This window comes from Bacillota bacterium, from assembly GCA_009711825.1.
Taxonomy (GTDB): domain Bacteria; phylum Bacillota; class Proteinivoracia; order UBA4975; family VEMY01; genus VEMY01.
In genome coordinates this window covers 17052-29434 of the sequence record VEMY01000001.1, presented here as the reverse complement: position 1 = coordinate 29434, position 12383 = coordinate 17052, and the positions used below count along the sequence as shown (strand labels likewise).

Annotated in this window: 13 protein-coding genes; 7 read left to right on the top strand and 6 right to left on the bottom strand. The window is 45.7% G+C overall.

Features of this window, described 5'->3' with window-relative positions; all coding sequences use genetic code 11:
* Window positions 1–5 precede the first annotated feature (5 nt).
* From mnmE to FH749_00160, 6 genes are read right to left on the bottom strand one after another with little or no spacing between them, the layout of a single operon-like run.
* Complete coding sequence (gene mnmE, locus FH749_00185; GenBank protein MTI93898.1) at window positions 6–1349, bottom strand: tRNA uridine-5-carboxymethylaminomethyl(34) synthesis GTPase MnmE; 1344 nt, start codon at window positions 1347–1349, stop codon at window positions 6–8.
* Between the two features lie 53 nt (window positions 1350–1402).
* Window positions 1403–2020 carry a protein jag gene (locus tag FH749_00180; GenBank protein ID MTI93897.1) on the bottom strand — a complete coding sequence of 206 codons (618 nt, stop codon included), beginning with the start codon at window positions 2018–2020 and terminating at the stop codon, window positions 1403–1405.
* Window positions 2017–2652 carry a membrane protein insertase YidC gene (locus FH749_00175; GenBank protein MTI93896.1) on the bottom strand — a complete coding sequence of 212 codons (636 nt, stop codon included), beginning with the start codon at window positions 2650–2652 and terminating at the stop codon, window positions 2017–2019. Before FH749_00175 ends, FH749_00180 begins: the two co-directional genes overlap by 4 nt.
* Window positions 2653–2694: 42 nt before the next feature.
* Complete coding sequence (yidD, locus tag FH749_00170; protein MTI93895.1) at window positions 2695–2907, bottom strand: membrane protein insertion efficiency factor YidD; 213 nt, start codon at window positions 2905–2907, stop codon at window positions 2695–2697.
* Window positions 2901–3272, bottom strand: a complete 372-nt coding sequence (gene rnpA / locus FH749_00165) for a ribonuclease P protein component (protein MTI93894.1) — start codon at window positions 3270–3272, stop codon at window positions 2901–2903. The genes yidD and rnpA overlap by 7 nt, the downstream gene beginning before the upstream one ends.
* A gap of 12 nt (window positions 3273–3284) precedes the next feature.
* The gene (locus tag FH749_00160; protein ID MTI93893.1) at window positions 3285–3419 is read right to left on the bottom strand and encodes a 50S ribosomal protein L34; all 135 of its coding nucleotides are present in this window, start codon (window positions 3417–3419) and stop codon (window positions 3285–3287) included.
* 351 nt (window positions 3420–3770) lie between these two features.
* Between FH749_00160 and dnaA the strand changes: the two genes are divergently transcribed.
* From dnaA to gyrA, 7 genes are all read left to right on the top strand, one after another.
* Window positions 3771–5090, top strand: coding sequence for a chromosomal replication initiator protein DnaA (gene dnaA / locus FH749_00155; protein MTI93892.1), 1320 nt, complete (start codon window positions 3771–3773; stop codon window positions 5088–5090).
* A 258-nt stretch (window positions 5091–5348) separates the two neighbouring features.
* A complete protein-coding gene (dnaN, locus tag FH749_00150; GenBank protein MTI93891.1) occupies window positions 5349–6455 on the top strand; it encodes a DNA polymerase III subunit beta in 1107 nt (368 codons plus the stop codon).
* Between the two features lie 18 nt (window positions 6456–6473).
* Window positions 6474–6683, top strand: coding sequence for a S4 domain-containing protein YaaA (yaaA, locus tag FH749_00145; GenBank protein ID MTI93890.1), 210 nt, complete (start codon window positions 6474–6476; stop codon window positions 6681–6683).
* A complete protein-coding gene (gene recF / locus FH749_00140; protein ID MTI93889.1) occupies window positions 6684–7766 on the top strand; it encodes a DNA replication/repair protein RecF in 1083 nt (360 codons plus the stop codon).
* Window positions 7767–7768: 2 nt separating this feature from the next.
* Window positions 7769–8017, top strand: a complete 249-nt coding sequence (locus FH749_00135; protein MTI93888.1) for a DUF370 domain-containing protein — start codon at window positions 7769–7771, stop codon at window positions 8015–8017.
* A gap of 2 nt (window positions 8018–8019) precedes the next feature.
* Window positions 8020–9930: a DNA topoisomerase (ATP-hydrolyzing) subunit B gene (gene gyrB / locus FH749_00130; protein MTI93887.1), complete on the top strand. Its 1911-nt coding sequence runs from the start codon at window positions 8020–8022 to the stop codon at window positions 9928–9930.
* Window positions 9931–9942: 12 nt separating this feature from the next.
* Entirely contained in the window at window positions 9943–12378 is a 2436-nt protein-coding gene (gene gyrA, locus FH749_00125; GenBank protein ID MTI93886.1) for a DNA gyrase subunit A, read from the top strand.
* Window positions 12379–12383: the final 5 nt, after the last annotated feature.

Sequence of the window (12383 nt, the reverse complement as noted above, 5' to 3'; positions counted from 1 at the left end):
CTCACCTACTTGCCCAGACAAAACTGTCCGAAAATGCAATCTAGAAGATCTCCCGTCCACACGCGACCAATAACCTCTCCCAGCGCTTCCCAACATTCACGAAGATCAAGAGCCAGTATATCCATTGAGTTTATTTCCCACCCGTTCAAACACCGATTCAGCGAACTTTGGGCCTGTCTAATACATTGAAAATGTCGCTCATTGGTCAATAAATTCTGGTCTGTTGTCCCGGTGCGCACAAAGAGCTCATAAATTTGACGCTTTAATGTTTCAATTCCTTCTCCCTTTTCAACGGATATCTCCACCGCTGGGTTTGTAAGGTCTGGCAGCTCAAACGAACGCGCCAAATCTGATTTATTCAAAATTATTATTGAGTTTTCCCCAGCGAGATCCAATAAACTTCTATCATCTGAATCGGCAGGCCGAGATAGATCAAACATTAACAAGACCAAATCAGCTTGTTGGGCAGCTTCCCTGGCACGGGTAACGCCGATCTGTTCGACAACATCCCTCGTTTCCCGAATGCCTGCGGTATCCAACAAGCGCAAGGGAATTCCATGCACGTTGACGGGAATTTCCAGAACGTCCCGGGTTGTCCCTGGTATATCTGTAACAATCGCTCGCTCTTCACCGGCAAGCAAGTTAAGTAATGAAGATTTGCCTACATTTGGTTTGCCCAGTATTGCTGTTGTTACTCCTTCTCTGTACAGACGACCTTCAGTATAAGAACCTGCCAGGGATTCCAACTGCTGCCCCACAGACTCCAAAACTATCTTGGTCTGCCGCCAATCTTCCGCTTCCATATCAATATCGGGATAATCCATGGACACTTCCAGCCGAGCCAGAACCTCGGTCACCTGGGAACGCAGAGTGTCAATCTTAGTTGAAAGCTTTCCCTGATGCTGGCTAAGGGCAATTCTAAGGGCCTTTTGGGAATCGGCATGAATCATGTCCATTATTGCTTCGGCCTGCACCAAATCGATTTTTCCGTTTAGAAAGGCGCGCTGACTAAATTCTCCCGGACGCGCAGGTCGAATATCCAGAGCTAACAGCTCCCGCAATAGAGTTGTTAAAATCGTCATGCCGCCATGACAATGAAATTCAACGATATCTTCGCCGGTAAAACTGGCCGGGCCGCGAAAATAAACATAGTAACCGCTGTCTACAAGTTTGCCGTCGGCGCCGACAAATTTAGCATAACGCATTTGGCCGGGCCGGGAAGTTTTACTGCTGCCTGCAACCAGTTTCAAGGCCTCGGTATACGCAGTCGGTCCGCTGACTCTAATTATACCAACCCCGCCTGTTCCCGGAGGCGTTGCAATCGCCGTGATATTTTCCTGGGCATACATCGAAACCCAATCCTCCCTCTTATAAAACAGACCGGCCCCGGGCCGGTCTGAGATTATTTCTTTTCTATAACAACTTTTCGCCTGGGTTCATCGTCAACGCTGTAAGTATTCACCGCATTATCATTACTCAATGTCATGTGAATGATGCGCCGGTCAGCTGCATTCATCGGATTGAGCGTAACCTTTTGCCCGGTTTTTTTAACTTTGCGAGCAGACTGTTCCGCCAGCCTGGCCAAAGACTCCTCACGCTTCTTGCGATACTCGCCCACGTCGACAATCAGGGGCACGAACTTGCCTGCCCGTTTATTAACGGCTAGGGTGGTCAAGTATTGTAGTGCATCCAGAGTTTGTCCATGTCTGCCAATAAGGGCCCCTAAATCCCTGCCATAGACATTGAGAAAAAGAGTTTCTTCTTCCTGGACGGCCTCTACCCGGACTTGACTGCCCATATGTCCGATAAGTTCCTCAAGCCATTGGCAAGCAAACTCAGCTGGATTAAACACTTCTTTCACAAGAACCTTGGCCTCTTTCCCCGCCAAAATACCCAACAAACCTTTGGTGGGAAGCTCAAGAATCTCGATATCCACCTGGTCCCGGCTGAGTTTGAGCTCAGCCAAAGCAGTCTCTATAGCTTCAGGGACAGATTTGCCAGTAGCGGTTACCTCTCTCATGCGCCTGTGCCACCGCCTTCCCGGGCGCCTACTTGCGCCACAATATAATGCTGTCCGATGGAGAACAAGTTACCCACCAGCCAGTATAAAGGCAATCCGGCAGGCAGTCCAATACTAAAAGCCACAATCATAAATGGCATCAACATAGTCATCATTCCCATACCACCTTGTTGGGGCTGCTGGGCAGAAGTTTGCTTGGTTTGCACATAGGTAGTCAGACCAGCGAGAATAGGGATGATAAAATAGGGATCTGTCTGGCTGAGGTCCAAAAGCCCCATAAACTCGGGACTAAAGTGTTCGCCAATCCGCTCTGCCATCAGCTCAGTCTCCCTCAGAACCTGGAACACAGAAATTAGGACCGGAAACTGAACCAGCAAAGGAAGACAACCCGCCAGCGGGTTTATGTTCTTTTCCTTATAAAGTTCCATGGTCGCTTTGTTTAATTTTTCTTTGTCGTCCTTATACTTTTCCTCAAGCTTTTTACGTTCGGGCGCAATTTCCTGCATTGCCCGGGTTGAGGCAATCTGCTTCATGGACAGTGGTAAAGTTATCAAACGGACGGCGATGGTAAGCAGTATAATCGACAATCCATAATCATTGGTAAGGCTATAGAAAAATGCCAGGGACTCCATAACTACATTTCTTAGAAACTCCACAACAAATATTCCCCCTTGTTATACTAAAGGGTCATATCCACCCGGATGAAAAGGATGACAGCGCATTATGCGGCGCAGGGTGAGATAAGTTCCCTTAAAAAATCCATACTTATTATAGGCCTGGATGCCATATTCTGAACAAGTGGGAACAAACCGACATCTCGCCCCCAGCAACGGAGATAGAACCCGCTGATATAAGCGGATGATGATCACCATCAGGTTGCTCAACATTGGTTCTTCTCCAAACCTGCTTTTTTTAAAAGGCGCAGGACGACAGTTGATATCTGCCCAAAATTGTCCCCGACTATTTTCGGCCTTGCAACAAAAACAAAATCATATCCCCGGGGAAACCGGGTTAACAGCAAGCGGATAACTTCCCGGAGCAAGCGTTTGTGGCGGTTGCGAATGTGGGCGCCGCCAACCTTTTTACTCACCACAAACCCAAACCGTGACTCATTGCCAGTCGGCAAATAGTAAAGAACGAGGGAGCGGCTGACAACATAACGGCCTTGCTCATAAACCCGCCTGAAGTCTCGATTACTCAGCAGACGCTTTTCTTTTTTTAGCATAAACCTTAAAAGGCGCAAAAAGGCCACAAACGCGGCCTTTTACGCAGATAATTTTTTTCTGCCTTTACGGCGGCGGCGCTTGATAATATTCCTTCCACCAGGGGTAGCCATACGACTGCGAAATCCATGGTTTTTTTTGCGACGCCTTACTTTGGGTTGGTATGTCCTCTTCAAAACGGTCCACCCCCTTATTTTACGCTAAAGCAAATTATAGCCCATAGAGAAGGAAGCGTCAAGAAAAATAAGCATGTTTGGCTTGGGGATATGTGGATTACTATATTGCGACTTGGGGATAATTTTGCTAAACTATTCTAAAAGACCGGCCTTTACCTACGTTGAGGACCACTTATCAACAGGTTGTTGATAAGTTTGTGGATATATCCCCTCGCAAACACAGGGATTATCCATTTTTTTGGGGAAAATTGCAGACAGATATCCTCAGCCGCTGTGGATAAATCAATGTAATATGGTTATCCACAGTTTTTTATTCTATTTCTTACTATTTTTTTTGGAGGGGGACTACTAATGAAAGATATTCAAAACATGTGGACACAAACGCTGACCCTGATTCAACAAAAAGTCAGTGGTCCCAGTTATGAAACATGGCTTAAAGACACCGAAGCAATTGAAATACAAGACAACTGCCTTGTGGTCTCTGTCCCAACCGAATTTGTCAAAGAATGGCTGGAAAATCGCTATGCCCAGTTGATTAGAAACGCTCTGCAACAAGTCACTGGCTCTTCCTTGCAAACAAAGTTCATCGTTGCCGGAGACTACACACCCGATCCACCATCAATCGCAAACGCCAAAGATGAAGTTATATCTGCCCAACTAAACCCCAAATATACCTTTGAAACCTTTGTAATCGGGAATAGCAACCGGTTTGCCCATGCCGCTTCTTTAGCAGTTGCCGAAGCGCCGGCAAAGGCCTATAACCCTCTGTTTATATATGGCGGTGTTGGACTTGGCAAAACTCATCTGATTAATGCGATTGGTCACTATGTTTACAAACATTTTCCTGCTTCCCGGGTAGTTTATCTCTCAACCGAGAAATTCACAAATGACTTTATTAACTCCATCCGAGACAATAAAACTGTTGAATTTCGAAACAAATACCGCACCATCGATGTGCTACTTATAGACGACATACAGTTTCTGGCCGGCAAAGAACAAACCCAGGAAGAATTTTTCCACACCTTCAATGCCTTGCATGAAAACAATAAACAAATAATTATATCCAGCGACCGGCCTCCCAAAGATATTCCCACCTTAGAGGACAGATTGCGCTCAAGGTTCGAATGGGGATTGATAACAGATATTCAGGCGCCAGATCTGGAGACGCGAGCTGCAATTCTGCGCAAAAAGGCAGAGCTTGAAAATATCGAAATGCCGGATCAGGTTTTTATGTTGATTGCCAACAAAGTGACGACCAACATTCGTGAGTTGGAGGGCGCCCTGACCCGAATTAAGGCCTACGCAAATATGAATAAAAAGCCTGTTACCGAAGAATTGGCAGAAGCATGCCTGCGGGACTTATTCCCCGACAGCAAGGATGAACCAGTGACAATCGAAAAAATCCAGCGGGTAGTTGCTAGTTATTACAGCCTAAATATTGAAGACTTAAAAGCAAAGAAACGAACAAAAGCCTTCTCCCATCCCCGACAAATTGCCATGTATTTGTCCAGAGAGTTAACCGATTTATCACTGCCAAAAATCGGGGACGAGTTCGGCGGGCGGGACCATACCACCGTGATCCATGCCCACGAAAAAATAAGCTCTGACTTGAAGAGTCAACGGCAATTGGGTCGCGAAGTAGAAGCAATCAAAGCTATCCTATTTAATTAGTGCTTTTTTACACCGAAGGATTTAAAGGTACACATCCTTAAACAAACACCAAAGTGTCGCGCTACCAAAAACTAGCTATCACCGATTGTGGATAACTTTTACCACTTATCAACAGCTTACTCCCAAGCAAAAACTCCACAAATCAAACTGACAACAACTAATTCACAAATCCACAACCCTTATTACTGGTACTACTACAAATAACTTATATTATATTAGAGGTTTCCAAAAAATATTCCTAAAAAGGGGGATAAAATAATGGATATTGTCTGTGAAAAAAGTGTGCTCTCTTCAGCCCTGGGTATAGTCCAGCGGGCAGTGGCCGCCAAGTCGCCTTTACCGACCCTAAAGGGAATTTTATTCGACTGTAAAGATGATCAGCTTTATCTTAGCGCAACAGATTTAGAACTAGGGTTACGCTGCACGGTTAACATAGAGGTAAGATCTCCGGGTTCGGTGGTACTGCCAGCTAAATTACTTACAGAATTTGTCCGTCGTCTTCCGGAAGGAAATGTCCGATTGTTCTCAGATAATGAAAACCCAATGCAGGTAACTATTGCCTGTGGCGCAGTTAAATTTAATATAACTGGTTTTTCAGCAGAAGAGTTTCCAAAGCTGCCAGAAACATCAGACCCAAATACAGAATTCGCTGTCAACGAAGGTTTATTTAAAGAAATGTTGATGCAAACCGAAGTGGCTATTGCCCGGGAAGAGACCAGGCCAATCCTTACCGGTATTTTGCTGGAAGTAGATAACGACAAAATCAAGCTTGTCGCCACCGATGGACACAGACTTGCTTACCGTCAAGCCAAGGTTGAGATCTCCGAAACCACAAAGGCAGTAATTCCTGGCAAGGTTGTTCAGGAGCTTATAAGAATCCTTGATGACGAAGGCAATGACCTCAAGATTCACATCGGAAATTCTGATATTACCTTTATGGTCGATTCGATTGTACTATCTTCACGTTTGCTGGAGGGAAAATATCCACCTTATCAACAAATCATTCCATCAGATTTTAAAACTACTGTTGTCACTGAAGCGAAGCCACTCCTTGCTGCTCTAGAGAGGGCAGAAGTAGTTGCCCGAGAGGGAGCAAATAACCTGGTTAAGTTATCTGTTGGAGAAGAGCTCAATATATCTGCATCGAGTCCCGATATTGGTAATTTGGAAGATACAGTCGCTACAGAGAAAACAGGCGAAGATCTTGATATCCGGTTTAATGTTAAGTTGCTTTTGGACAGTCTTAAAAACATAAAATCACAACAAGTCAGCATCGACTTAACAGGCGAATTCAGTCCCTGTCTGATTCGCCCACTTCATGACCATAATTATATTCACCTGGTGTTGCCTGTCCGACTTTCCTGATGAACAGGAGTTGTTGCAATGAAAGTAACCATTACAACCGAGTTTATTACGCTGGGCCAGTTCCTTAAACATGCAGATTTGGTTGCCACTGGCGGCCAGGTCAAGCCGTTTTTGGAATCAAACACTGTTTTGGTCAATAATCAACCAACTGTACAACGGGGGAAAAAACTTTATCCCGGCGATTCTATATCGATTAGGGGTAAAATGTATTTGCTGGTGAAAAGATAAATGTTTTTAGACACCTTTAGCCTGGATGGTTGGCGAAATTATACCAAAGCAGGGTTACAATTTTCTCCCAATGTGAATTTTCTAATAGGCGATAATGGCCAGGGAAAAACCAACCTATTGGAAGCAGTGTACTTTGTTTGTACTGGTCAGGCGCCTAGGGCGTCGCGTCTCCATGAACTGATAAACTGGTCGGGCAAATATTTTTTTCTCCGCGGTATGCTCCGCGATAGTGAACGCGACATTTGTATAGAAAGTGGTTTAGCCCGAGACGGTCGTCGGGTTCATAAAGTTGACGGCGTTAATATGGAAAAAATTGCCCAACTGGGGGAAACTGTAACCGCGGTATTCTTTATGCCGCAAGATGTGGATCTTGTCCGGGAGGGGCCCGGTGTAAGACGTCGGTTTCTTGATATCGAGATTGGCCAGCTGAGCAGACAATATAAACATACACTTAGTCGTTATGCAGAGGTATTAAAAGAAAGAAATTCTCTCTTGCGTTTTCGCTGTAAAGATGAAATTTTATTAAACGTACTTACTGAAAAGCTAGTTGAGCTTTATCCACCAATCGCTGCTCAGCGGCAGCAGTTTCTCAGCCGGCTGAACAGCCTGACGCGACTGAGACACAGGACTTTAAGCAATAACAAAGAGAATTTGGAGATAATATACAAACCCTCACTGGCGCCCGAGCTCAGTAAAGAACAAGCGCTTGCAGAGTTTGAGTCGCTCCGGAAGTCCGAGCTCCAGTACAAAAAAACACTTTTGGGACCGCATCGGGATGACTTTGTTATAATGATAAATGGAGTTGAACTCCGTTCTTATGGTTCCCAGGGGCAGCAGCGGACTGCCGTTTTAGCGATAAAATTAGCAGAAATAGAATTGTTTCGCGGGCAAACCGGAAGTTATCCGCTTCTACTTTTGGATGACGTGTTTTCAGAGTTGGATAATTCCCGCAAAGATTTATTGCTGTCATATATACAGAGTAAAACCCAGACTTTTATAACCAGCGCGGAACCAATAGATGCGTATAAAGCGGCACGGGTTTTTGTTGTGACTAATGGCAACATACAGATGAAGGATGATTGAGAATGTTATTACATGTAGGTGGGGGTACAGTAATCTATCATGACCAGGTAATAGGAATTTTTTCCGTTGAGATTACCGAGTCACCGTTGTCCCGGGAGTTAATGGAGCTCTCTGACTGGCAGCGGCGCACAATTCACCTGGATGATAATCCCAAGGCGATTGTGGTGACTGAGTCACAAATTATCTTCAGCCCGGTAACAGTCGCTACTTTACAGCGCCGGTGTGAAAAAAGTTTAGGTCGGAGGTCGTAGAGATGAAAGATCAAATGCAATATGATGCCCAGCAAATCCAGGTCCTGGAAGGTCTTGAACCCGTTCGCAAGCGTCCTGGCATGTATATTGGTTCTACAGGAGTAAAAGGACTACATCATCTTGTGTATGAAGTGGTGGACAATGCCATTGATGAGGCCCTGGCAGGCAGGTGCGATAAGATTGTAGTAACCATCCATCCGGATAATGTTGTTTCGGTGCTGGATAACGGGGTTGGAATTCCCGTGGGAATCCACCCAAAACTGGGAATTCCTGCCCTGGAAGTTGTCATGACACATTTGCACGCCGGCGCAAAATTCGGCGGTGGCGGGTATAAGGTTTCAGGCGGCCTCCACGGCGTGGGGGTTTCTGTAGTCAATGCCTTGTCAGAATGGCTGGAAGTAGAAGTATATACAGAGGGCAAGGTTTATCATCAGCGTTTTAGCAGAGGAAAAAAACAGACTGAACTGACAGTAAAAGGGTCGACAAAAAAACAGGGAACGCTGGTCAAATTCCGTCCTGATGCGGATATTTTTGAAACAATAGATTTTAATTACGAAACGCTAAATCAAAGAATCCGCGAACTAGCTTTTCTGAACAAAGGTCTGGAGATACATTTTTCCAATGAAGTAACCGAAGAAAAAAACAAGTACAAATATGACGGTGGCATCAATTCGTATATTCAGTTTCTTAATAAAAACCGGGATGTTCTGCATAAAAAGCCCGTTTATTTTGAAAAAACCAAGGATGATGTAGTAGTTGAGGTCGCCATGCAGTATCACACAGGTTATCAGGAAAATCTTTTTTCTTTTGCAAATAACATCCATACCCATGAGGGCGGCAGTCATGAGGTAGGATTTAAAACAGCATTAACACGCATTCTCAACGATTATGCTCGTAAAAACAATCTTCTGAAGAATGGTAAAAATGGAAGCAACAGTCTTTCCGGTGAGGATATCCGCGAGGGGTTAACCGCGATTGTCAGTGTCAAGCTCCATGATCCACAGTTTGAAGGTCAGACAAAAACCAAATTAGGAAATACCGAAGTGAGAGGAATCGTTGATTCTATTGTCAGCGAAGAGTTAGGTTTTACTCTGGAGCAATCTCCATCCCTTGCTAAAAAGATTCTGGAAAAGGCCATCACAGCCGCCCGAGCACGGGAGGCAGCCCGCAGGGCGAGGGAGCTTACCAGAAGGAAAAACGCTCTGGAGATTTCGGCACTACCGGGCAAGCTGGCAGATTGCTCTGTTCGTGATCCCGCCCTGGCCGAGCTATTTTTGGTGGAGGGCGACTCTGCCGGCGGCAGCGCTAAGCAGGGACGTGACCGTCGCAATCAGGCTATTTTACCTCTGCGTGGAAAGATAATAAATGTCGAAAAAGCTCGCCTGGATAAAATTCTTGCCAATGAAGAGATTAGGACGATAATTACTGCTTTGGGCACTGGAATCGGTGAAGATTTTGACATAGCCAAAGCTCGTTACAATAAAATAATAATCATGACAGACGCCGATGTTGACGGTTCGCATATCCGCACTTTGCTTTTAACATTCTTCTATCGTTATATGCGGGCGCTGTTGGAGAAAGGGTATGTCTACATTGCCCAACCGCCGCTCTTTCTCTTAAAAAAGGGACGGCAGGAGTTTTACCTATACAGCGAGCGGGAGTTAGAGCAGAAGGTAAGTGAACTGGGTAAGGACGGAATCACCCTGCAACGGTACAAAGGTCTTGGTGAAATGAACGCCGACCAGCTTAGTGATACAACAATGAATCCGGAAACAAGAACACTGCTTCAGGTTACTCTTGAGGATGCGATTGTAGCAGATGAAATTTTCTCGGTGCTGATGGGTGATAAGGTGGAACCACGCCGGGAATTCATCAACAAACACGCGGGCATGGTCCGCAATCTTGATGTTTAGGAGCGAAGCCCGATGACAGATTTTACCCACGGCAAGATATTGCCCCGTGATGTAAATACCGAAATGAAGCAATCCTATGTGGATTACGCCATGAGCGTTATTGTTGGCCGGGCTCTGCCCGACGTCCGGGATGGTTTAAAGCCGGTTCATCGTCGTATTCTATACGCGATGAACGATTTAGGACTCGGTGCCGGCAAGCCCTATAAAAAGAGTGCCCGGGTTGTCGGGGAAGTTTTGGGTAAATACCATCCCCATGGCGATGTAGCCCTTTACGACACGATGGTAAGAATGGCCCAGGATTTCTCTTATCGGTATCCGCTAGTTGACGGACATGGTAACTTTGGTTCTATCGACGGAGACTCTGCTGCAGCGATGCGTTATACCGAGGTGCGCATGGATAAGCTGGCCAGTGTCATGCTGCAGGATATTGACAAAGAAACAGTCGATTATGTCCCCAACTTCGATGAGACTTTAGAGGTGCCTGTCTGCCTTCCCTCTCGTTTTCCCAACCTGTTGGTTAACGGCGCCGCTGGTATTGCCGTTGGGATGGCAACAAATATTCCACCACACAACCTTAATGAGTCCATAGATGGCGTAATTGCCCTAATAGATAATCCTGATGTGGACAGCGACGGGTTGATGGAATATATAAAAGGCCCTGACTTTCCCACAGCTGGAATTATCTTAGGTCGTGACGGCATAAAAAAAGCCTATAACACCGGACGGGGTTCAGTAATCGTCCGTGGCGACGTCCGCATTGAAAGCAATGCCAATGGCAAACAAAGCCTGATTATTACCGAACTGCCATATCTGGTCAATAAAGCGCGACTGATAGAAAAGATCGCAGAATTAGTGCGCGATAAAAAACTAGAGGGCATCACCGATCTCAGGGATGAGACAGATCGTCATGGAATCAGGGTTGTAATTGAACTCAGAAAAGATGCCAATCCCCATGTGGTTCTTAATAAACTCTACAAAAACACCCAGCTCCAGCAATCCTTTGGTATTATTATGCTGGCTTTGGTAGATAATCAGCCAAAGGTTTTATCGCTACGGGACCTTTTATGGCATTATCTTGAGCATCAGCGGGATATTATTAGGCGACGGACGCGTTATGAGCTCCGAAAAGCGGAAGAAAGGCTGCATATTCTCGAAGGATTCCGGGTTGCCTTAGATAATTTGGATCAGATAATCGCAACTATCCGCAAATCTAAAGATGTCGACGAAGCCAGAGAAAAATTAATGACCAGTTTTCCACTAAGCAGGATCCAAGCCCAGGCAATTTTGGATATGCGTTTGCAACGCCTAACGGCTTTGGAACGGACCAAAATAGAAGAAGAATACAACGAGCTGAAGGAACGTGTCAAACGACTGAAAGAGATACTTGCCAATCCATATTTGGTGGATAAAGTGGTTCGGGAAGAGCTGCTGGCGATTAAAGAAAAATTCGGTGATGAAAGACGGACAAAAATCGTCAACAAGGATGGCGATATTGATGTTGTTGATTTAATTGCCGATGAAGATGTAGTAATCACAATTACCCATCAGGGATATATAAAGCGTTTGCCGGTGACAACCTACCGCAGCCAACTGCGGGGAGGACGCGGAATCACCGCACTCACAAGGCGTGAAGATGATTTCGTAGAATTAATGTACATCACCTCCACACACCAAGAGCTTTTGTTCTTTACCAATCTGGGCCAGGTGTATAAGAAAAAGGTCTATGAAATTCCGGAATCGTCTCGGCAGGCACGGGGCACAGCGCTTGTAAATCTTATTCAGCTTCGTCCCCAAGAAAAAATAAGCGCTGTTATCCCTATCCGGGAGTTCTGTGAAGATCAGTATTTGGTAATGTCCACCCGTAAGGGCTATGTAAAGCGCACACAACTTACCCAGTATGAGACCAACCTGCGTTCCGGTCTGATTGGTATTAAACTAGACCAGGGAGATGAACTGATTGGTGTCCAACTTACCGATGGCAATCAGCAATTAATGCTGGTGACAGCAAAAGGTCTGTCCATACGGTTTAATGAGACAGAGATACGCACCATGGGCCGAGTAGCCCGGGGGGTAAGGGGAATCAACCTGGCAGCAGATGATGCGTTGGTGGATATGGTCTACCTCAGGGATAACGGTCATTTACTGGTGGTTACCGAACGCGGCTTTGGTAAACGCACCCGCTTAGATGAGTTTAGAGTCCAAACCCGGGGCGGTAAAGGAATTAAAGCAATCAATGTCACCGCTAAGAATGGTGCTGTCGTGGTTGCGCGTCTTGTTACACCAGGGGATGACGTGATGATTGTCACCGCCAAGGGGATAATGCTCAGACAAAAAGTTGATGGTATCTCAATTATCGGCCGCAGCACCCAGGGTTTGACATTGATTAAGCTGGATACAGATGACAGGGTTGTGGCTGTGGCCCGCGTAGTCAGAGAAAACGAAGCTTAAGAAGG

What these genes read in the sequence shown, in the direction of transcription:
- yaaA (MTI93890.1), top strand. Translation starts at nt 6,474, where the DNA reads ATGAAAGTAACCATTACAACCGAGTTTATTACGCTGGGCCAGTTCCTT.
- dnaA (MTI93892.1), top strand. Translation starts at nt 3,771, where the DNA reads ATGAAAGATATTCAAAACATGTGGACACAAACGCTGACCCTGATTCAA.
- gyrB (MTI93887.1), top strand. Translation starts at nt 8,020, where the DNA reads ATGAAAGATCAAATGCAATATGATGCCCAGCAAATCCAGGTCCTGGAA.
- dnaN (MTI93891.1), top strand. Translation starts at nt 5,349, where the DNA reads ATGGATATTGTCTGTGAAAAAAGTGTGCTCTCTTCAGCCCTGGGTATA.
- gyrA (MTI93886.1), top strand. Translation starts at nt 9,943, where the DNA reads ATGACAGATTTTACCCACGGCAAGATATTGCCCCGTGATGTAAATACC.
- FH749_00135 (MTI93888.1), top strand. Translation starts at nt 7,769, where the DNA reads ATGTTATTACATGTAGGTGGGGGTACAGTAATCTATCATGACCAGGTA.
- mnmE (MTI93898.1), bottom strand. Translation starts at nt 1,349, where the DNA reads ATGTATGCCCAGGAAAATATCACGGCGATTGCAACGCCTCCGGGAACA.
- FH749_00180 (MTI93897.1), bottom strand. Translation starts at nt 2,020, where the DNA reads ATGAGAGAGGTAACCGCTACTGGCAAATCTGTCCCTGAAGCTATAGAG.
- yidD (MTI93895.1), bottom strand. Translation starts at nt 2,907, where the DNA reads ATGTTGAGCAACCTGATGGTGATCATCATCCGCTTATATCAGCGGGTT.
- recF (MTI93889.1), top strand. Translation starts at nt 6,684, where the DNA reads ATGTTTTTAGACACCTTTAGCCTGGATGGTTGGCGAAATTATACCAAA.
- FH749_00175 (MTI93896.1), bottom strand. Translation starts at nt 2,652, where the DNA reads ATGGAGTCCCTGGCATTTTTCTATAGCCTTACCAATGATTATGGATTG.